Annotated in this window: 20 protein-coding genes; 6 read left to right on the plus strand and 14 right to left on the minus strand. The window is 62.1% G+C overall.

Going from position 1 to position 20,562, the window contains the following annotated elements; all coding sequences use genetic code 11:
- The 3 genes from J2J98_RS14010 to nthA are packed head-to-tail and all read right to left on the minus strand — an operon-like array spanning window position 1 to window position 1,590.
- The gene (locus tag J2J98_RS14010) at window positions 1-372 is read right to left on the minus strand and encodes a nitrile hydratase accessory protein (RefSeq protein ID WP_138393203.1); all 372 of its coding nucleotides are present in this window, start codon (window positions 370-372) and stop codon (window positions 1-3) included.
- Complete coding sequence (gene nthB / locus J2J98_RS14015) at window positions 359-1,018, minus strand: nitrile hydratase subunit beta (RefSeq protein WP_064705536.1); 660 nt, start codon at window positions 1,016-1,018, stop codon at window positions 359-361. The genes J2J98_RS14010 and nthB overlap by 14 nt, the downstream gene beginning before the upstream one ends.
- On the minus strand, window positions 1,015-1,590 hold the full coding sequence (gene nthA / locus J2J98_RS14020; protein WP_246569426.1) for a nitrile hydratase subunit alpha: 576 nt from the start codon (window positions 1,588-1,590) through the stop codon (window positions 1,015-1,017). The genes nthB and nthA overlap by 4 nt, the downstream gene beginning before the upstream one ends.
- A gap of 298 nt (window positions 1,591-1,888) precedes the next feature.
- Between nthA and J2J98_RS14025 the strand changes: the two genes are divergently transcribed.
- Together J2J98_RS14025 and J2J98_RS14030 are read left to right on the plus strand one after the other, a co-directional pair.
- Complete coding sequence (locus tag J2J98_RS14025) at window positions 1,889-3,160, plus strand: SDR family oxidoreductase (protein ID WP_207601375.1); 1,272 nt, start codon at window positions 1,889-1,891, stop codon at window positions 3,158-3,160.
- The gene (locus tag J2J98_RS14030) at window positions 3,160-3,636 is read left to right on the plus strand and encodes a DUF2269 family protein (protein WP_138393200.1); all 477 of its coding nucleotides are present in this window, start codon (window positions 3,160-3,162) and stop codon (window positions 3,634-3,636) included. Before J2J98_RS14025 ends, J2J98_RS14030 begins: the two co-directional genes overlap by 1 nt.
- On the opposite strand, the gene J2J98_RS14035 is transcribed toward J2J98_RS14030, so the two are convergent.
- On the minus strand, window positions 3,628-4,221 hold the full coding sequence (locus J2J98_RS14035) for a LysE family translocator (protein ID WP_138393199.1): 594 nt from the start codon (window positions 4,219-4,221) through the stop codon (window positions 3,628-3,630). The genes J2J98_RS14030 and J2J98_RS14035 overlap by 9 nt on opposite strands.
- 151 nt (window positions 4,222-4,372) lie before the next feature.
- On the opposite strand from J2J98_RS14035, the gene J2J98_RS14040 reads away from it, so the two are divergent.
- Window positions 4,373-5,221, plus strand: coding sequence for an aldo/keto reductase (locus tag J2J98_RS14040; RefSeq protein WP_207601376.1), 849 nt, complete (start codon window positions 4,373-4,375; stop codon window positions 5,219-5,221).
- A gap of 134 nt (window positions 5,222-5,355) precedes the next feature.
- On the opposite strand, the gene ilvN is transcribed toward J2J98_RS14040, so the two are convergent.
- Together ilvN and J2J98_RS14050 are read right to left on the minus strand one after the other, a co-directional pair.
- Complete coding sequence (ilvN, locus tag J2J98_RS14045; RefSeq protein WP_064711583.1) at window positions 5,356-5,928, minus strand: acetolactate synthase small subunit; 573 nt, start codon at window positions 5,926-5,928, stop codon at window positions 5,356-5,358.
- Between the two features lie 26 nt (window positions 5,929-5,954).
- On the minus strand, window positions 5,955-7,745 hold the full coding sequence (locus J2J98_RS14050) for an acetolactate synthase 3 large subunit (protein ID WP_138393197.1): 1,791 nt from the start codon (window positions 7,743-7,745) through the stop codon (window positions 5,955-5,957).
- Between the two features lie 324 nt (window positions 7,746-8,069).
- Here J2J98_RS14050 and J2J98_RS14055 point away from each other — a divergent pair, with 324 nt between their 5' ends.
- Window positions 8,070-10,094, plus strand: a complete 2,025-nt coding sequence (locus J2J98_RS14055) for an ATP-binding protein (protein ID WP_207601377.1) — start codon at window positions 8,070-8,072, stop codon at window positions 10,092-10,094.
- Here J2J98_RS14055 and J2J98_RS14060 read toward each other — a convergent pair.
- Together J2J98_RS14060 and J2J98_RS14065 are read right to left on the minus strand one after the other, a co-directional pair.
- On the minus strand, window positions 10,079-10,993 hold the full coding sequence (locus tag J2J98_RS14060; protein WP_207601378.1) for a dihydrodipicolinate synthase family protein: 915 nt from the start codon (window positions 10,991-10,993) through the stop codon (window positions 10,079-10,081). The genes J2J98_RS14055 and J2J98_RS14060 overlap by 16 nt on opposite strands.
- Window positions 10,994-11,013: 20 nt before the next feature.
- On the minus strand, window positions 11,014-11,628 hold the full coding sequence (locus J2J98_RS14065; RefSeq protein WP_207601379.1) for a LysE family translocator: 615 nt from the start codon (window positions 11,626-11,628) through the stop codon (window positions 11,014-11,016).
- A gap of 95 nt (window positions 11,629-11,723) precedes the next feature.
- Here J2J98_RS14065 and pdxR point away from each other — a divergent pair, with 95 nt between their 5' ends.
- Complete coding sequence (gene pdxR / locus J2J98_RS14070; protein WP_207603135.1) at window positions 11,724-13,199, plus strand: MocR-like pyridoxine biosynthesis transcription factor PdxR; 1,476 nt, start codon at window positions 11,724-11,726, stop codon at window positions 13,197-13,199.
- A gap of 38 nt (window positions 13,200-13,237) precedes the next feature.
- Here pdxR and miaA read toward each other — a convergent pair whose 3' ends face one another.
- A complete protein-coding gene (gene miaA, locus J2J98_RS14075) occupies window positions 13,238-14,134 on the minus strand; it encodes a tRNA (adenosine(37)-N6)-dimethylallyltransferase MiaA (protein WP_207601380.1) in 897 nt (298 codons plus the stop codon).
- On the opposite strand from miaA, the gene serB reads away from it, so the two are divergent.
- Complete coding sequence (gene serB, locus J2J98_RS14080) at window positions 14,133-15,023, plus strand: phosphoserine phosphatase SerB (protein ID WP_207601381.1); 891 nt, start codon at window positions 14,133-14,135, stop codon at window positions 15,021-15,023. The two genes, miaA and serB, sit on opposite strands and share 2 nt — an antisense overlap.
- Window positions 15,024-15,093: 70 nt before the next feature.
- Here the strand turns inward: serB and J2J98_RS14085 are convergent, their stop codons facing one another.
- From J2J98_RS14085 to J2J98_RS14105, 5 genes are all read right to left on the minus strand, one after another.
- Window positions 15,094-16,809 carry a DegQ family serine endoprotease gene (locus J2J98_RS14085; protein ID WP_207601382.1) on the minus strand — a complete coding sequence of 572 codons (1,716 nt, stop codon included), beginning with the start codon at window positions 16,807-16,809 and terminating at the stop codon, window positions 15,094-15,096.
- Between the two features lie 202 nt (window positions 16,810-17,011).
- On the minus strand, window positions 17,012-17,971 hold the full coding sequence (gene hflC, locus J2J98_RS14090) for a protease modulator HflC (protein WP_207601383.1): 960 nt from the start codon (window positions 17,969-17,971) through the stop codon (window positions 17,012-17,014).
- Between the two features lie 5 nt (window positions 17,972-17,976).
- Window positions 17,977-19,068 (minus strand): FtsH protease activity modulator HflK, encoded by a 1,092-nt coding sequence (gene hflK / locus J2J98_RS14095; protein WP_064705549.1) that lies wholly within the window; start codon window positions 19,066-19,068, stop codon window positions 17,977-17,979.
- Window positions 19,069-19,217: 149 nt separating this feature from the next.
- On the minus strand, window positions 19,218-19,736 hold the full coding sequence (locus J2J98_RS14100; RefSeq protein ID WP_207601384.1) for a dihydrofolate reductase: 519 nt from the start codon (window positions 19,734-19,736) through the stop codon (window positions 19,218-19,220).
- A gap of 12 nt (window positions 19,737-19,748) precedes the next feature.
- Window positions 19,749-20,543 carry a thymidylate synthase gene (locus J2J98_RS14105; protein WP_064705551.1) on the minus strand — a complete coding sequence of 265 codons (795 nt, stop codon included), beginning with the start codon at window positions 20,541-20,543 and terminating at the stop codon, window positions 19,749-19,751.
- Window positions 20,544-20,562 lie beyond the last annotated feature (19 nt).

A 20,562-nucleotide genomic window follows, 5' to 3' on the forward strand; every position in this document is an offset into this window, starting at 1 on the left:
TCAGCGCAGCGGGTCGTTAGCGAGCTCGATCGGCTTCCCATGCGGCGTGGCTTCGGCCGCACGCTGCCAGCTCTTCTGCAGGTCGAGGATGGCGGATGCATCCGCTATGCCACGGCTAACCAGGAGCCCTGAAAGCGCCGCAACCCAGCAGTCGAAGTAGTCGCTGCCGTCCTTGGCGCGGCTTGGCTGATGCAACTCCTTTGAGAGAGCCGCTGCCCATTCGCTCCAGGTGAAGATGCCCTTTTCGTGCAAGTACAAGGCCATGGCGAAGGCTTCCGCCGCCCAGGGCTCGGGGAAGACGGGATCACCCTCCGACGACGTCGGCAGCCCCGGCGATTGCGCGATCTGAGGGGATGTTTCACAGAGGCTCAAGATAGCTCTCCCAGGCATCGATCGAGACCGTCAGCGACGGATCCGCGCCCTCGCCCCAGACCTCTGCTCCATCGAAGACGACGGTATAGAGCCACTGCGGGTTCTCGCCCTTGCCATGCGCATTATCGTCTGGAAAAACGAACGAACCCTGCACTGCTTCGACCACGCCCTGCTTGGCGCGCGCATAGCGCGGCAGTCGTGTATGCGTCGCAGGGTTGAAATTCTTCGTCTTTACCCGTTCGCCGACCACGAAGAGCGGCGCGGTTTCGACGGGACGATCGCAAGGCCCGCCTTTCGCCAACACCGCCGGCACCATCTCCGCCCTTAGCACCCGCTTCGGCGCCGCGCCGTCCCGCAGCTTGTGCCCGGACAACAATTCCTCGCGCGTCGCAAAGCCGTGCCGCTCCAGCAGCATCTCCACGCCGCGGATCCAGATCTCGTAATAGCTCGCCGCGAGATAATCGGCCGGCGGAATGCTCTCGCGTGCATGCCGACTTTCATCGATCGTCCAGGCGCCAAAGGCGCCGCAGGAAAGGGTGATCCCCAGCGCCCGCTTTTCCCATTCGGCATGAAAATAGGGCTCGCCTTTTTCGGGGGAGACAGGCCCGAAGCCCATTTGACCGCCGAGATCGTGCGGTCCATTCATGACAGCGCCTCCGGGCTGCCGGCGACTGCGGTGCCGATCATCGCGTCGCGGCTGACGAGGTCGGCAAGTGCAGCTTCGTTCATCCCCGCCGTCCCTTCTGGCCGCTCGGGGATCACGAGATAACGCAGCTCTGCCGTGGAGTCCCAGACACGAATCTTCTTCTCCTCTGGCAGCACCAGCCCAAACTCGGCAAGCACGCTGCGCGGATCGATGACGGCGCGGGAACGGTAGGCCGGCGCCTTGTACCAGACCGGCGGCAGGCCGAGCACAGACCAGGGATAACAGGAACAGAGCGTGCAGACGATGAGGTTATGGGTGTCGGTCGTATTGAAGACGGCGCGCATATGCTCGCCCTGCCGGCCGATGTAACCGAGGCTGGCGATCGCCGCCGTCGCATCGCGCTTCAGCCACTCGGCGAAATCGGCATCGTTCCAGGCTTTCGCGACGACCCGAGCACCATTCCGCGGCCCCACCTTCGTCTCATAAGTTTCGACAATCGCATCGATCGCCGCCGGATCGATCAGCCCTTTCTCGGTCAGCAGCGTTTCCAGCCCTTTTACGCGCGCCTGCATATCGGAGTAATGGTTGTCGTGATCGTGACGGTGCTCGTCGTGGTCATGGTCGTGCAAGGCTATGTCCTCCCGAACGGCAATAGGCCGGCCGCTTCTTCTCTCTTGCAATGCTGGTTTCCCCTTCTCCCCAGGGGAAGAAATGTGGCCCCAGGGGTCGGACGAGGCGGCGGGGGACTCGCGGCAAGGTCCGGCCCTTCCTCAAAGCATCCGCGTATGAACATCTCTCCCCTTTCTATCACACCCCATGCACCCGCCAAGCCCTCCTATCCCCCTCAAGCTTTTCCGTTAATCTCTCAAAATGAACATCCTGATTCTCGGCGCAACCGGCTTCATAGGCTCCGTCGTCGCAGCCCGGCTCGCGGCTGACGGACACAGCGTAACAGGGCTCGGCCGAAATCCCGGACGGGCGCGCTTGAAGCAGCCTGCTATACACTGGCGGCAGGACGATCTCGCACGCATGACGAAGGTGGAGGACTGGGACGATCTCCTCAAGGACCAGCATGCCGTCGTCAATTGCGCCGGCGCGCTGCAGGACAGTCTTTCTGACGATGTGACCGCCACGCAGGCAGATGCGATGCTCGCGCTCTATACCGCCGCCAAACGCTCTCAGCCCCTGATCGTCCAGATATCGGCAAGGACGGCGGGAGCGGCCGCCGTCCTTCCCTTCCTCGCCACCAAACGGCGGGCCGACGAGGCGCTGGCGGCAAGCGGCCTGCCTTACGTCATCCTGCGCCCTGCCGTCGTTCTCGGCCGCAATGCTCATGGCGGCTCGTCGCTCATCAGAGCGCTGGCCGCGTTTCCCCTTGTATTGCCGCTCACCCATGCGCAAAGTCCGGTCGAAACGCTTTCGGCGGACGACGTGGCGCAAGCCGTTTCACGGGCGGTTGCAGGCGATCTCCGCGGAGATATCGTTCTTGCCGCCGACGAGACACTGACGCTCGCCGATCTCGTGCACCTTCACCGGCAATGGCTCGGCCTGCCGCCGGCGCGTGTCTTTTCTCTTGCCCCATGGCTCGCCAGGCCGGTGACGTGGTTTGCCGATCTCTCCGGCCTGTTCGGCTGGCGCTCACCGCTGCGCTCGACAGCGATGACCGTGATGTCGGAAGGTGTGCGAGGCGCGGACGTGAAAAATAGGCTTCCCTCGACTTCGGCCGCGGCAACGCTCGCGGCCAATCCCTCCGGTGTGCAGGATCTCTGGTTCGCCAGGCTCTATCTGCTGAAGCCGATCGTCATATCAGGCCTGTCGGCCTTCTGGCTGCTCTCCGGCCTTATCCCGCTGCTGTCGGTGACGAAGGCCTCTGCTCACTTCCTGCCCTTCATGCCGGAGGCGGCGGCAACGGCGCTGACGCTTGTCACCTGTGTCATCGACATCGCCCTCGGCGTCGCCATTCTTGTCCGCCCGCTCGCCAAACGCGCCCTTCTCGGCATGCTGGCCGTCTCGTTGGCCTATCTGACAGGCGGCACACTTCTCGAACCGGCGCTCTGGCTCGATCCGCTCGGGCCCCTTATCAAGGTACTGCCGTCGATCCTGCTGACGCTCACGGCCCTTGCCACACTGGATGAACGCTGATGCCCGAGCAATGGCTGCTGCTTGCCCATGTCATCGGCGCGACCGTGCTCTTCGGCACCGGCGCCGGCATCGCCTTTTTCATGGTGATGGCGCATCGCACCCGCGATCCGTCGCTGATCGCCCATGTCGCTGGGACCGTCGTCATCGCCGACACCTTATTCACGGCCACCGCGGTCATTCTCCAGCCGGTCACCGGCTATCTCCTGGCGCGATCGATCGGCTGGGATCTCGCGGAGGGCTGGATTACGCTGTCGCTGCTGCTCTACGTCGTGACCGGCCTGTTCTGGTTGCCGGTCGTCTTGATCCAGATCCGGCTGCGCGACCTCGCTCGCGCAGCAGCAACTTCGAAAAGCGCCCTGCCGCCCAGCTATTACAGTCTCCACCGCATCTGGTTCGCCTGCGGCTTTCCTGCCTTCCTCGCTGTCATCGGCATCTTCTGGCTGATGCTGACGAAGCCGTCGATCGCTTTATTTTAACATCGGCCAGAGGCTCGCCACCAGAAGCACGGCCATGGTTATATTAAACCATTTCAGCCGCACCGGGTCGGAAAGCCATTCCCTGAGCGCCGAGCCAAAGCCCGCCCAGGTCGAAACGCTCGGAACGTTGACCACCGCGAAAGCCAGGCCGACGATCAGCACGCTCGCGAGATAGAGCTCAGGAATCGTATAGGTCGCCATGGCGGTCACTGCCATCACCCAGGCTTTCGGATTGATCCACTGGAAAACCGCGGCAGAGAGGAAGGACATCGGCGTCGCACCGCTCCTGGCTTCGCTGAGCGAACGCGATGAGGCGATCTTCCAGGCGATCCAGACGAGATAAGCGCCTCCCGCAAACTTGAGCGCCGTATAAACGGCGGGCACCGTGTGCAGCAGCGCGCCGAGACCGAGGCCGACGCCGATGAGCAGCGAGAAGAAGCCGGCGCCGATGCCGAACATATGCGGGATGGTCCTGCGGAAGCCGAAATTCACGCCCGAGGCGAAGAGCATCATATTGTTCGGCCCCGGCGTGATCGAGGTCGTGAAGGCGAAGAGAACGAGGGCGAAAAACGTATCCAGCGGCATGCGACCTCCCAAAACCGGCCTTTTGCTTATTGCTCTTATTTAGGTCAACATAACTGCCACAAATTCCGGATGCCATTGCGTCATTGTCATGGTGACAGGATTACTTGAAAGATGGCGACGCGGCCCAATCTCTTGAGCAGGAAGAAGAGCCATGCAGGACGACCCCATCCCCTCCGTCAGATTCCCGAACGGCATCGACGTGCCTGCGCTCGGCCAGGGAACCTGGGCCATGGGCGAGGATGCGGGCGATGCCCGAGCCGAGATCGACAGCCTCAGAGCCGGCATCGATCTCGGCATGACGCTGATCGACACCGCGGAAATGTATGGCGACGGCGGCGCCGAGGAGATTGTCGGCCAGGCGATCACGGGACAGCGCGACGAGGTCTTGATCGTCAGTAAGGTCTACCCCTGGAATGCCAGCCTGAAGGGTACAATCGAAGCTTGTGAGCACAGCCTTGAGCGGCTGGGCACCGACCGCATCGATCTCTATCTCCTGCACTGGCGCGGCAATTATCCACTTGCAGAGACCATCGCCGGCTTCGAAATGCTGAAAGCGTCCGGCAAGATCAGCGCCTGGGGCGTCTCCAACTTCGACACCGACGATATGCAGGAACTGCTCGCCGTTCCGGACGGCGCCAATGTCGCCGCCAACCAGGTGCTTTACAATCTCTCCCGCCGCGGCATCGAATATGACCTCCTGCCCTGGTGCCAGAGCCGCGGCATCCCCGTCATGGCCTATTCGCCGATTGAGCAGGGACATATCCTGCATAATGCGGAACTCATCCGCATCGCCAAGGCCTACCAGGCGACCCCTGCCCAGTTGGCGCTCGCCTTCCTGCTGAAACGCGACGGCGTCATCGTTATCCCCAAGACTTCGAATGCAGAACGCGTCCGCGAAAACCGCGACTGCGTCTCGCTCGACGTCACCGACGAGGATTGGCAGTCGCTGGACGCCGCCTTCCCGCCGCCGGCAAAGAAAAAACCGCTGGAGATGCTTTAGCTGAGTCCGATGGGATTTCCGCCATAAAGCTGCAACAAACCGTCCGAGAGTTCACGACTGGATCGATCGGCCCGCGTTGCCGGTGAAGGAAAATATCTGAGCGGACGCCGGATCCGGCGCCCGCTTGAGACATATCACATCCCCTGCGCGCCGCGGTTCATCGCCGCGATGCCGGTGCGGCAGACTTCGATGAGACCGAGCGGCTTCATGATCGCGATGAACTGGTCGATCTTCGCCGACTTGCCTGTTATCTCCAGGATGAAGTGATCGATCGTCGCATCCACCACCTTTGCATGAAAGGCATCGGCAAGACGCAACGTTTCGGCGCGCGTTTCGCCCTCACCGATCACCTTGACCAGTGCCACCTCACGCTCGATCGGCCGTTCCTGGCCGAGTTCGCGCGCCCGCACCGTCAGATCGACGACGCGATGGACCGGCACGATGCGATCAAGTTGCGCCTTGATCTGCTCCAGCACATGCGGCGTGCCGCGCGTGACGATGGTGATGCGGGAAAGATGCGCCTGGTGCTCCGTCTCCGAAACCGTGAGGCTTTCGATATTGTAGCCGCGGCCCGAAAACAGGCCAATGACACGGGCAAGGACGCCGGGCTCATTGTCGACGAGAACCGAGAGCGTGTGGCTCTCGATTGCCGTCGTTTCCGGAGAGATGAAATAGGCAGAGCCCGTGGGCTGAAGATGTGCGTTCATGGTCCTGGGTTTCCTCTGACTTTTTCTTAGACGAGCTGGCGGCCCTTGGCGTCGATCGCGTTGGCGACCGCTTCATCGGTGGCTTCGTCCGGCAGCAGCATTTCGTTGTGCGCCTTGCCCGAAGGGATCATCGGGAAGCAGTTGGCGAGATTGGCGACCCGGCAATCGAAAATGACGGGCTTCTTGACCTCGATCATCTCGACAATGGCATCATCGAGTTCATCCGGCTTGTCGCAGCGCAGCCCGACGGCGCCATAGGCTTCCGCCAGTTTGACGAAATCGGGCATCGCCTCCGTATAGGAGTGCGACAGGCGGTTGCCGTGCAGAAGCTGCTGCCACTGGCGCACCATGCCCATATACTGGTTGTTCATGATGAAGATCTTGATCGGCGCGTCGTACTGGATCGCCGTCGACATCTCCTGAATGCACATCTGGATCGAAGCGTCGCCGGCGATGTCGATGACGAGGCTTCCGGGATGGGCGATCTGGACGCCGAGGGCCGCCGGCAGGCCGTAACCCATCGTGCCCAGGCCGCCCGAGGTCATCCAGCGGTTCGGCTGCTCGAAGCCGAAGAACTGCGCCGCCCACATCTGGTGCTGGCCTACCTCGGTCGTGATGTAGGTGTCGCGATCCTTGGTATGCGCATAGAGCCGCTCCAGCGCATATTGCGGCATGATCACGTCGTTGCTTTTCGTATAGGCGAATGAATTGCGCGCCCGCCAGCGGGCAATATCGCTCCACCAGTCTTCAAGGCGGTTCTTCTCAGGCTTCTTCGGCAGCGCCCGCCACAGGCGGACCATGTCTTCCAGGACATGGCCGACGTCGCCGCGAATGCCGATATCGACGCGGACGTTCTTGTTGATCGACGATGGATCGATATCGATATGAATCTTCTTCGAGTTCGGGGAAAAGGCATTGAGACGGCCCGTGATGCGGTCGTCGAAGCGGGCGCCGATGCAGACCATGACGTCGCAATCATGCATCGCCATGTTGGCCTCGTAGGAGCCGTGCATGCCGAGCATCTTCAGCCAGTTCTTGCCCGAAGCCGGATAGGCGCCGAGCCCCATCAGCGTCGAGGTGATCGGGAAGTCGGTGAGCTCGACCAGTTCGCGCAGCAGCTTGGAGGCTTCAGGGCCGGAATTGACGACGCCGCCGCCGGAATAAATAACCGGTCGGCGCGCATTCGCCATCAGCTCGATCGCAGCATGGATCTGGTTGAGGTCGCCCTGGATCTTCGGCTGGTAGCTCTTCTGGATCGGGTAGTCGGCAGGCGGCGTATAGGTGCCGGTCGCAAACTGAACGTCCTTCGGAATATCGACGACGACGGGACCGGGACGGCCGGACTGAGCGATGCGGAAGGCCTCGTGAATGATGGCGGCGAGCTCGTTGACGTCCTTGACCAGCCAATTGTGCTTGGTGCAGGGGCGGGTAATGCCGACCGTATCGCATTCCTGGAAGGCGTCGGAGCCGATCAGCGAAGTCGGAACCTGGCCGCTCAGGCAGACGAGCGGGATCGAATCCATCAGCGCGTCCTGCAGCGGCGTGACCGCATTGGTGGCGCCCGGACCAGAGGTCACCAGCATGACGCCGACCTTACCGGTGGAGCGGGCGTAGCCTTCGGCCGCATGGCCGGCCCCCTGCTCGTGGCGCACGAGAATGTGCTTGATCTCGTCCTGCTGGAAGATCTCGTCATAGATCGGCAGAACCGCGCCGCCGGGATAGCCGAAGATATGTTCGACGCCGTTGTCCTTCAGCGCCTGGAGAACGATCTCCGCTCCTGTCATCCGATTGCCTGCCGCCTGATTGTCCGTGCTCATCTGTCTGTTCCGTTTGATGCTGGGATTTGCGTTTGTGGCCGGAAGCCCGAATTTCGGGCACAAAAAAAGGCCCCGGAGGAGCCTGTCATCTAGCGCATGGGTGGCTGTCGCCGGATGGTTACACCATCCTGCCCATGCGCTTTCCCACCACGATAAGAGCCGTTGCGATTTTCATGGCGGGAAGTGATAGACAGAAAATTTCGCAGCGTCAACGCATGCCGCAATAAAAAACTGCGCCGCGCCTGCGCCTGCCAAAATCGATAGGATGAAGGATTTGTTAAAGGATCGATCTTATCCTTTAACGCTACTGCAGGGAGTAGCCCGTTGCTCAACAACGACTTGCGCATGTCTGGCAAGGCAGGCGAGCACGATCGCCGCGACAGCCATACGCCGGGAAATCGCTTTCTCGGCCGCGTCGTTGCATGCAGCGGCTCCAGAGCGACGATTGCCGCCGTGGCCGAACAAGGCGGCACCGATCTCACCGAGCTCTGGTCCGTCGGCCGGCTGATTTCGATCAGTGTCGGCCGCAACCGTGTCGTCGCCCTGGTTTATCAAATGAACACCGGCAGCCATGCGTGGGGCGAAGGCGAGGACAATAAATTCAGGATCGAGACCGAGCTCCTCGGTGAAGTCCGTGTCGACGAGGACGGGCGAGAGGAATTTTCGACCGGCATCTCGCGTTATCCCCATCTTGGCGCCATCGCCCATCGCATCCGTGCCGCGGACCTCATGCGCATCTACGATGCCGGAACGGGTACGACCGCCGTCATCGGCAAGCTGACGCAGGACGAAAGCATCGATGCGGCGATCCACATCCCTTCGATGCTCTCCAAACATTTCGCCGTTGTCGGCTCGACCGGCGTCGGCAAATCGACGGCCGTGTCGCTGCTTCTGCACAAGGCGATCGTGGCGGATCCGAAGTTGCGGGTGCTGATCCTCGATCCGCACAACGAATTCGCCGCCGCTTTTCCGAAGCATGCCGTCACCATCGACACCGATACGCTCGACCTGCCCTTCTGGCTGATGCGGCTCGAAGAATTCGCCGAAGTCGTCTTCCGCGGCCGCCCACCGGTGCCCGAAGAGCTCGACATGCTGCGCGACATCATGCCCGAGGCCAAGCGGGCGTTCCGCGGCAGCGACAATTCGCTGGTGCGCCGCACCACGGAAAAGAGTTCGATTACCGCCGATACACCAGTTCCCTACCGAATGGCTGACCTGCTGGCGCTGATCGACGAACGCATCGGACGCCTGGAAGGTCGCGGGGAAAAGCCCTTCCTGCGGTCGCTGAAGATGCGCCTCATCGCCGCCATCAATGATCCGCGTTATCACTTCATGTTCTCCAACAACACGATCAGCGATACGATCACCGACACCATCGCGCAGATCTTCCGTATTCCCGGCGATAGCAGGCCAATCTGCACCTTCCAATTGGCGGGCATCCCATCCGAAGTGGTCAATTCGGTCGCCTCCGTGCTCTGCCGCATGGCTTTCGAGGTTGCGCTCTGGAGCGACGGCGCCATCCACATGCTTGTCGTCTGCGAGGAAGCCCACCGCTACATACCGTCAGATCCGAATCTCGGCTTCATTCCGACGCGCCAGGCGATCGCCCGCATCGCCAAGGAAGGCCGCAAATACGGCGTTTCGCTCGGCATCATCACCCAGCGGCCGGGGGAACTCGACCAGACGATCCTTTCGCAGTGCTCGACGCTGTTTGCCATGCGCCTTGCCAACGATCGCGACCAAGAAATCATCCGCTCGGCCATCCCTAACTCATCGATCTCAACGACGAGCTTCATCTCCTCGATCGGCAACGGGGAAGCGATCGCCTTCGGCGAAGCGATCAGCGTGCCGATGCGCATGCGTTTCTCCCGGGTCGCCGAGAACCTCCTACCGAAGGCCGCCAGCGCCAACAGCAAGCATAGTGAGGAAGATCCCGATACTGTCGATCTGCGCAAGATCGTCACCCGCATGCGGGCGGTGACTGTCGGGCCTGACATTTCGAATTTCCAGCAGAGCGTTGCGGCATCCATACCGAGTTTTGACGAGGCGCAGGAAACCGGCGAGGGTTTCGAGACAAACCCCGTCATCCCGCCCGCGCCCGCTTCGGCGCCGCTCGAATCCTACCGGCGCGAATTGCTACCGCAGGCGCCGCGGCTGGACCCGGCCGAGCCGGCCCCGATCGATCCGCGCCTGAACGCGCTACGCCGCGAACTGCGTCGCGAAGAACCCGTCTTCCCCCGGCCGGCGCCACCGGCAGACCAGCCGCCGGTCGTTCGCCGGGAACCGGGCACGTCGCTGCGCGAAAGCATCCTGAAAAAGCCGCTGAGCAGACTTTACAACAAGGATTGATGCTCCAGCTCGATCAGCGGCTGAGCGTTGTCGAGCACGCGCTGCCGCTCCGCCAGCCCTAGCGGCAGGAGGGGCCGCGGAAGTTCCGCCCGGACGCCCAGGAGATGCTCGGCCAGCGTATAGACCACGCGAATGCTCCCATACGCCTTGAACACCTCCCAGAGCGGCTGAAGCAGGCCATCCAGCCTGCGCGCCTCGACATCATTGCCAGCCATGGCGGCCTTCGTCAGAGCGAGCGCCGTGCGCGGAAGCAGCCCGCTGATAACGCTGTACCAGGCGTCTGCGCCGGAAAGCAGTGCCTCCGCCGCACCCCAATCGCCGCTGTAGCCGATCGCGAGATCGGTCTTTTGCCGCAATTGCGCAAGCTCTCCTCGCAGGTCACCGTCGGCCGGCAGCGGCATTTTCACCGCCTTGATCGTCTCGACATCGGAAAGGCGCTGCAAAAGCTCGCGGCTGAAGGTGAAGTGCGTCGTGCCGGGATTGTTGTAGATGCAAAGCGGAAGCCTGCTCGCCTTCGCCACCGCAAGGAAATGTTGGTAGGCTTCTTCCTGGGTCAACGGCGTGTAGGAAACGGGCGCGAGGAGAAGCGCGTCCGCGCCGGCAGCCTCGGCGTCCCTCGCCAGATCCAGAGCATGGTCTGTTCTCAGAGCGCCGGCGCCGACGATAAGCGGAACACGGCCGTTGACGCATTCGACGGCCGCCTTGACGGCCCGAAGCCGCTCCTCGCGCGTGAGATAGGCATAGATCCCGGTGCTGCCGAGAAGGCCGATGGAGGCGGCGCCCGCGTCACACAAAGGGTCCAACAGCCGGCAGAGTGCTTGCGCGTTCACGCGACCATTGATGTTGGCGGGCGTCGGTGGAAAGGCCGAAAGACCACGAAACGGATAAACTGAAGACATGATGCAATCCTGGACAGCGATCAACGGGAGAACAGCAGGCGTGATCCGGCACCCGCGAAGAACACCGCAAGACTTGCCTCGATCCAGCGACGCGCCCGGGCATAACCGCGCACCATAGGCGCCGTCGAAAACAGGATGGCGTAGCCGGCAAATATCGACATCCCCAGGAGCACGCAGCCGCCAAACGCAGTCACGGCCATTTGAGGCGAAGCCCCGGGCTTGAGGCCGAGCGACATGATCGCGACCCAGGCCAAAACCGATTTAGGGTTTCCGAGATGCATCAATATACCCCGGCGATAAAGCGCGCCGAGCGGCACGGCTGACCGGACGGCCCGGCTTGCGGGCGCGTCCGTTGCGGCAGCCGAGCGAGCGGCCTTCCAGGCGAGCCAAAGGAGGTAGAGCCCGCCTGCCATCTTGAGGATTGTCAGGGCATGAGCATAGCGCACGAGCAATGTCGAAATGCCGGTGACGGCGATCAGCCCCCAGCATGTCGACATCGTGATCACTCCGGCGGATAGAGCCAGAGCCGGTCGACGCCCGCGGCTCATCGCGACGTTCATGATCGCCAGGTTGCTTGGACCCGGGCTGCCTGCTGCGATGACATAGGCGATATAGACGACGATAAGATCTTGCATGTCCATTTCCAGGAGTCTCTGATGCGCTTTCTTCTGCTCGAAAATTGGTTCATCATGAAGCGCCATTTTCAGAAATATTGATGGACCATTTTGCGATGTCGAAGCGACGCGCCACCATTGAAATCCCGTCACTCAACGCGATCGATCGATCGGCTAGCGTAGGCCGCCAGCTTGCGCAGGCCCTGCGGAACGCCATTACCCGCGGCGAACTGAGGCTGGGCGAGCGGCTTCCCTCGACGCGTACCCTCGCCGCCTCCCTGCAGATCGCCCGCGGCACCGTCGTCGAAGCCTTCGATCAGTTGACCGCCGAAGGCTATCTCCAGGCACGAGTAGGAGCCGGAACCCATGTTGCAGCGGCTCTGACGGACGCGGCGCCAGCCCTCCAGCCGGCGCCTGCCGAGCCGGAGGCCGAAGATGCGCTCGACCTGCCTGCCCCGGCGGCCCGGCTGATATCAGTAGCCCGTGCACTTACCCCTCATCCGCCCGTCCCCTTCGCCATCGCTGTACCCGCTTCGGGCATCGCGCCGGACGACAGTTGGCGCCGCCTCGGCAATCGGATGCGCGCGTCCAGGCAGGCCGCACCTTCGGGTTACCACGATCCGGCAGGCGTATTGGAGCTGCGCATCGCCATCGCTGACCATGTCCGCCGCGCACGGGCCGTTCATTGTGTGCCGGAGCAGGTCATCGTTACGGCGGGCACCCAGCAAGGCCTCTATATGGCAGGTCGGGTCCTGTTGTCCCTCGGTGATGCCGTATGGGCGGAAGACCCAGCATATCCGGGGCTGACGGCCATCCTCGACGATCTCGGCGTCCGGACGTATCGCCTGCCGGTCGATGCTCAGGGTATGGACGTCGAACGCGGCCTTGAGCTGTGTCGAGAAGCGCGCGCCGCATTCGTGACCCCTTCGCACCAATATCCAATTGGCATGCCGCTTAGCATGGCTCGACGCAATGCCCTGATCACGTGGGCCGACAAGAACCGCGCCTGGATCGTGGAGGATGACTACGACAGCGAACTGCGTTATGCCGGACATCCCTTTCCCTCAATGCAGGGGCTGCGTCCGTCGCGTGTCATCTATCTCGGCACCTTCAGCAAGATCCTCTTTCCTTCACTGCGCCTCGGTTACGTCATCGCCCCGCCGCCGCTCGTAGAAGCCTTCGCGGGCGCACGCGCCATTCTTGATCGGCATTCGCCGACCGCCGAACAGCATGTTCTGGCTGCCTACATCAGCGAAGGCTATTTCGAGGCGCATATCAGACGCATCAGAGCTCTCTATGCCGAACGCCGCAATATTCTGCTCGCGGCGCTCGAACGGGCATTGCCGCAGGGGTGCCACGTTCAGCCGAGCGATCAGGGCATGCACGTTCTTCTGTGGTTGCCCGAGAGGGCTGACGACGTGCAGCTTGCAGCGCGCGCCCTCTCGGCTGGCCTCGCGGTGCGAGCGATCTCTCCCATGTATGCCGCGCAGCCTGCGCGCCCCGGCTTGATGCTGGGTTTTGGTGGATTTCCGCAAGAGAAGCTGGAGGCGGCGGTAGGCGAGCTCGCCAGGCTGCTGCAAGCGCATGCGTAGACGCGCCTGGAGCGGGAAGTCGGCAACGGCGCATGGGACTAGACGCTCAGCCTTTCCCAGCTCTCGTCCATCTGATTGCGAAACCAGGTCATTTGACGCTTGGCGTATTGCCGTGTCGCCGCAGCCCCCTTCTCCAGCACGTCATCGCGCGTCATCTCGCCCTTCAGCATCGCCGCGATCTGGGAGACGCCGATGGCCTTCATGACAGGCGCCTCGGAGGACAGACCGAGCGCAAGAAGCGCCCTCACCTCATCTTCCGCACCCTGTTGCAGCATCTTTTCGAAGCGGCTGTTAATGCGGGCGTGCAGCACCGCCCGGTCCGGCAGAACGACGATCTTGCGGGCCTCGTTGGCATCGATCACCACGGGTCCGGACCGGCCCTGGAAATCGGCGATCGACCGTCCCGTCGCTTTGATCACCTCCAGCGCGCGGACGATGCGCTGGCCGTCCTGGCGATTGAGGCATGCCGCCATGGCGGGATCGACGTCAGAAAGCTCGGCGTAAAGCGCGTCCGGCCCTTCGTCCACGAGTCGCGTGCGCAATTCTTCCCGCAGTACCTTGGGTATATCAGGCATGTCGGAGAGACCTCCGGTCAGCGCCTTGAAATAAAGCCCGGTGCCCCCCACGAAGACCGGCAGCTGCCCGGCGGCCCTGAGCGCCGGCAAAAGCGTCGAGACATCGTGCAGCCAGGCGCCTGTGGAATAGCCGGCACCCGCCGGCACGTGGCCGTAGAGATGATGCGTTACGCCTTGCATCTCCTCCTCCGACGGACGCGCGGTCAGCACCCGCAATGTGTCGTAGACCTGCATGCTGTCGGCATTGACGACCGCGCCGCCATGGCGTTTGGCCAACTCGACGGCGAGCGCGGACTTGCCGCTGGCGGTCGGCCCGGTTATCAGGATCGCGTTCTCTACGCTCAGAAGGTTTTCCATCATGGCCCTCGTTGCCACGCTTGTTGCCAATCCGTCAAATCCTGTGCTTACTCCTGGCATCGCCGAACAGGCGGCCGAGGCTGTAACCGCTTCCGGCCTGTATTGGCTGGCCGACGGCGTTGCCTGCGACATTGCGCTGCGCGACGGCACGGATGCGCAAGCGGACGAGGCCAATCTTCTCGCCGTCATATCAAGCGCTCCCATCGACCTCGTCATCCAGGAGCAGGACAGCCGCCGCAAGAAGCTGCTCATCGCCGACATGGATTCGACGATGATCGGCCAGGAATGCATTGACGAACTCGCCGCAGAAGTCGGCCTGAAGGAGAAGGTCGCCGACATCACCGCCCGCGCCATGAATGGCGAGATCGCCTTCGAACCCGCTCTGCGTGAGCGCGTCGCCCTGTTGAAGGGACTGCCGATCTCGGTTGTCGACGAGGTGATCGCCAAGCGCATCACGCTGACCCCGGGCGGGCCGGAACTGATCGCCACGATGAAATCGAAAGGCCATTACACCGCCCTCGTCTCCGGCGGCTTCACCGTCTTTACGAGCCGCATCGCCGCCACCCTCGGCTTCGACGAGAACCGCGCCAATATATTGCTCGAAGAGAGTGGCATCCTCTCCGGTTTTGTCGCTGAGCCTATCCTTGGAAAGCAGGCAAAGGTGGATGCGCTGAACGAGATTTCGACACGCCTGGGGATTTCGCCACGCGAGGCAATCGCCGTCGGCGACGGCGCCAATGATCTCGGCATGCTGCAGCTCGCCGGCTCCGGCGTCGCCCTCCACGCGAAGCCAACTGTCGCCGCTCAAGCGCAGATGCGCATCAATCACGCTGACCTGACGGCACTTCTTTACATCCAGGGTTACCGAAAGACCGACTTCGTGACGGCTTGAGAAGCGTGCTCCGCCTACATTCCTCCAGCGGGTAGAGGTCGCGGTGGCTAATCTATCGCCGCCGGAGCTACTATTCCATCGGCACGGCCACAAACCGCAGATCGCCGTTTGCCGAGGCGATCATCAGCTGGGCGTTGCGTCGGCCCTCCTGTTTCAGCGATTTCACCTTGGCCGCGACCGCGTCAGGGGATTTCATGAACTCTTGCGCCACTTCGACGATCACGTCCCCTGGCTTCAGCCCCTTTTCGGCTGAGGCGGAGCCGGGCGCTACCTCCGTCACGACAACGCCGTCGACGCTCTCGGCGATGCCAAAAGCCTTGCGTGTCTCCGGGCTCAGGAGCGACAGCGACAATCCGAGCACGTTCTTCGGCGTGGCCGCATCCGGCGAGACCTGACCCTGGTGCTGGTCCGGCTCCGGCGCGCCGGGCACTGGCTGGGTCTGATCGCCGGTATCCGGCTGGTCCATATCGTCGTTCTCGTCAGGATCAGGTGTGATGACGCCGTCCTGCGAGCCATCGGGCGCTGCATCGCCGGCTGCGGCCTGATCGCTGTCTTCGAGCCGGCCGAGCTTCACCTTGACGGTCTGTTCTTTGCCGTCACGCAACACCACGACGTCGACTTCTTTTCCCACCGTGCTTTCGGCCACGACGCGCGGCAGGTCGCGCATTTCATTGACCGTCTTGCCGTCGAATTTCAGAATGACGTCGCCCGCCTTGATCGAGCCGTCGTCGACGGGACCACCTTTGATGACGCCGGCGACCAGCGCGCCCTTGGCCGTGTCGAGCCCGAGGCTGTCGGCGATGTCGTCGGTCACCGGCTGGATACGCACGCCGAGCCAGCCTCGCCGCGTCTCGCCATATTGGCGCAACTGCTCGACGACGCCGGAAGCAAGTTCGGACGGCACCGAGAAACCGATGCCGATCGAGCCGCCGCTCGGCGAGATGATTGCCGTGTTGATGCCGATCACTTCACCCCTCATATTGAAGAGCGGGCCGCCGGAATTGCCCTTGTTGATCGCCGCATCCGTCTGAATGAAATTGTCGTAGGGGCCGGCATTGATATTGCGGCCGCGCCCAGAAATGATGCCCACCGTGACCGAGCCGCCGAAGCCGAACGGATTGCCGATCGCCATCACCCAGTCGCCGATGCGCATCTCGCTGGAATCGCCGAATTTCACCGATTTCAGCGACGTCTTCGGCTCGACCTTCAACACCGAGAGATCGGTCTTCGTATCCGTTCCGATCAGCTTCGCCTTGAGCTTAGTGCCGTTGGCGAAATTGACCTCAATGTCGTCGGCGCCCTCGATCACGTGGTTGTTGGTGACGATATAACCGGCCGGATCGATGACGAAACCGGAACCAAGCGAGCTGACATTATGGTTGGGGCCGCGGTTGCCCTGCTGCTTGTTGAAGAAGTCGTTGAAAAATTCCTGGAATGGCGACCCGTCAGGCGCGCGCGGCGCCGGGCCTACTCCTTCATCGTCCTTCACATTCTGCGAGGTCGAGATATTGACCACGGCGTCGAGCAGCCCTTCGGCGAGGTCGGCAACAGAAGCCGGCCCGTTGTTCGGCACGACCGTCTGGACCGGTGGGGTCTGCTGCGGTGCAGTCGGTGCGGGTGACGTGGGAGCGGGAGCAGCCGGAACGGGCGCGGCAACCCCCGGCGCTGCTGTTTCAGGCGTGGTTTGCGCAAAAGCAATCCCACTGACGCCGGCTTGCGCCATGATGGCGGCGCTGGCCAGCAGCGCGAGCGTTCGTCTGAAGGGCGAGCGAATCGTGGGGGCCATCAAGCTTCCTCATAAGGGGGCAAATGCGCATATTGAGCACCAGCATAAGGCGGAATGATGGAGGGTGAAATCACCTTTTCGCGAAATCCCCGTGCAATCTGACGGACCGTCATAAAAGCTCGGACTTGGCTCTTGGAAACTAAAAAGGGCCGGCGCTGGGCCGACCCTTTCTCGATCTTGGTAGGGAACTAATCCCTCATTCTCAGTTTGCCGGCGCGGCTGGCGTTACCGGAGCGGTTGCTCCGGGCGTCGCAGGAGCGGGCGCAGCCGAGCTCGCCGGCGCGGCGCCCGCGGCGGTGTTGAAATAACGGAAGAATTCCGAATCCGGCGAAAGGACCAGCGTCGTGTCCTGCGACGAAAGCGCCGCCGAATAGGCCGCCATCGAGCGATAGAACTCGAAGAAATCAGGATTCCTTGAGAAGGCCTCGGCGAAGATGCGGTTGCGTTCGGCATCGCCTTGGCCGCGGAGAATTTCGGAGTCGCGCTGTGCGCCGGCAGTCAGCTCGACGACCTGGCGGTCGGCGATGGCGCGGCGGCGCTGGCCTTCCTCATTGCCCTGCGCCCGTAGCAGCTCAGCTTCCGCCAGTCGCTCGGCGCGCATGCGGTTGAAGGTACGCTCCGAAACATCCTGCGTCAGGTCGGTACGGCTGATGCGCACGTCGTCGAGCGTGATGCCGAGCGTCTCCGCATCGGCTTGCAGCTCGTTGCGAACCTCGAGCATCATCGCCACGCGTTCCCGGGAGAGGGCGGCTTCGATGCTGCGCACGCCGTAAACCCTGCGCAGGGCGGAATCGAGGCGCGTACGAAGCCGCGCCTCCGCCGCCTCCCTGTCGCCCGAGACCGTTTCGCGGAAACGGCGCGCGTCGTTGATGCGGTAGATGAGGAAGGCATTTACCTCATAGAAGGCGCCGCCGGAGACCTGGACACGTATATTGTCGAGGTCGAAGCGCAGTTCCTGCTTCGGCACATACTGCACCCGGTCGGCGTCGGCAAAGGCGAAGGGCAGTTTGAAATAGATGCCGGGGTCAGTTTTGACCGACTGGATTTCACCGAAACGAACGACAATGGCCTGCTCGCGGGCATTCACCACGAAGATCGAGGAATAGACCACGACCAGCACGACCGCCAGAAGGATCAGAACTACGGGAAGTCTGTTCGACATGGGTCTCAGCCTCCCTGCTGCTGTTGTTGCTGCGTCGATCTGTTGATCTCATTCAGCGGCAGATAGGGCACGGCGCCCGCCTTTTCGTCTATGATCACTTTTTTGGAACCCTTCAGCACCTGTTCCATGGTTTCCAGGAACAGCCGCTCCCGCGTCACGTCAGGAGCCTTGGAATATTCGTCGTAGATTGAAACGAAGCGTTGCGCTTCACCTTCGGCTTCCTTGACGATCCGATCCTTATAGGCCGCTGCTGCTTCGCGGATGCGGGCTGCATCACCGCGCGCCTGGCCGAGCTTCTGGTTGGCGTACTGGTTCGCCTCTTCGACGAGACGCTGCTTATCCTGGTCAGCGCGCTGCACTTCCTCGAAGGCATCGGCCACATCACGCGGCGGTGCTACGTCCTCGATCGTCACGCGGTTGATCACGAGGCCGGCGCCGTAGCGATCCATCGTATCCTGAATGATGTTGCGCACTTCGGTTTCGATCGGTCCGCGATTATCGCGGAAGGCATCCTGTGCCGGTCGCCGGCCGACGATTTCGCGCATGGCGCTTTCGGAAACCTGCTGCAGCGTTTCAGCCGGATTTTCGAGACGGAAAAGATAGGATTTCGGGTCGTTTATCGTATAGAGCACCGAGAACTGCACGTTGACGATGTTCTGGTCTCCGGAAAGCATCAGTCCAGCCGTCGAATTGCTGTTGTTGCGACCGCCGATATTCTGCTGCTGCTCCGTCACCTTTACGATCTCGACCGAGTCCATCGGCCAGATACGAAAATGCAGGCCGGGCATGGAGATTTCTTCTCTCGGCTTGCCGAAGCGCAGTTCGACGCCGCGTTCATCCGGCTGGACGGTGTAGACGCACTGGATCAGCCAAAAAACGGCGACGATCGCCGCCACGATCACCGCCACGCCACCGTTGAAACCACCGGGAACGATGTTGCGCAGTTGATCCTGGCCGCGCCGGATAATGTCTTCCAGATCGGGTGGCCCGCCTTTGCCGCCGCCACGCGGGCGGTTCGGCCCCTGGCCCCATGGTCCCTGATTGTTACCGCCGCCGCCCCAAGGGCCGCCGCCGCCATTCTGATTGCTCCAGGGCATCAAAACCTCGTTGTTCGTTAAGTCTTCCCCGCATCCAGGACCGTGGGGGCTGACCGGCGAATGCGTTGGTGACCGTTATAGGTATCACCGCACCGGCTTTCAACGCAGCGTGAGAAACTTGGTCAATTTAATTGGAAAATAGTTCGTTTTCAGGCGCGACGGCGGTCATAGACGACAAAGCGCGTGGGATAGCTGTCCCTCTCGCCTGCCGGCACCGCTATCATCTCCCCGGCCTGCCAGGTATTCGGATCGATCGCCGGAAAGAACGCGTCGCCGTCAAGGTCGGCCTCGACGTGAGTGATGCACAGACGATCGGCAAGGTCGATTGCCTGGGCATAGATCTGCCCCCCGCCGATAATGCAGATTTCTCCGGCGCCGGTTTGGAGCGCCAGTCTTTCGGCCGCTTCCATCGCCTCGGTCAGCGAATGCGCCATGCTGACGTCGGGATGATCGATCGCCGCTTGCCGCGAAATGACTATGTTCGGCCGTCCCGGCAACGGTTTGCCGATGGAATCGTAAGTCTTGCGGCCCATCACCACAGGCTTGCCCATTGTTAGCGTCTTGAAGCGTTTGAGGTCGCTCGACAAACGCCAAGGCATGTCGCCCTCACGGCCGATGGTGCTGTTGCGGGCGACGGCGGCGATAATGGTCCTGCGGATATCGGCCATGAAATGTCCCGGTCAGACGGCGATCGGCGCCTTGATGCTGGCATCGGCTTCGTAGCCGATCAGCTCGAAATCCTCGAATTTGAACCCGAAGATATCCTCAACGTCAGGGTTGATTCGCATGAAGGGCAGCGGCTTTGGCCGGCGCGTCAGCTGCAGTTTCGCCTGGTCGAAATGGTTGTGATAGAGGTGCGCGTCGCCGAACGTGTGTACGAAATCGCCAGGCTTGAGCCCCGTCACCTGAGCCACCATCATCGTCAAAAGCGCATAGGAAGCGATGTTGAAGGGCACGCCGAGGAAAATATCGGCGGAGCGCTGGTAGAGCTGGCAGGAGAGCTTGCCGTCGGCGACATAGAACTGGAACAGGCAATGGCATGGCGGCAGCGCCATCTGGTCGACCTCAGCCGGATTCCAGGCCGAGACGATGTGCCGGCGTGAATTCGGGTTGTTGACGATGCCTTTGACGAGGTTGGCGATCTGGTCGATATGGCCGCCGTCGGCTGCCGGCCAGGAGCGCCACTGAGCGCCGTATACAGGTCCGAGATCGCCATTCTCGTCAGCCCACTCATCCCAGATCGAGACGCCGTTCTCCTTGAGATAACGGATATTCGTTTCGCCTTTCAGGAACCATAAAAGCTCGTGGATGATCGAGCGCAGATGCAACTTCTTCGTCGTCAGGACGGGAAAGCCTTCCTCGAGATCGAAGCGCATCTGGTAGCCGAAGACCGAGCGCGTACCTGTGCCGGTGCGGTCGCCCCTGTCGGAGCCCTTTTCCATCACATGGGCGAGGAGATCGAGATATTGCTGCATGTTGCGCTGATTCCGTTTT

Origin of the sequence: Rhizobium bangladeshense (assembly GCF_017357245.1) — a bacterium.
Taxonomy (GTDB): Bacteria; Pseudomonadota; Alphaproteobacteria; order Rhizobiales; family Rhizobiaceae; genus Rhizobium; species Rhizobium bangladeshense.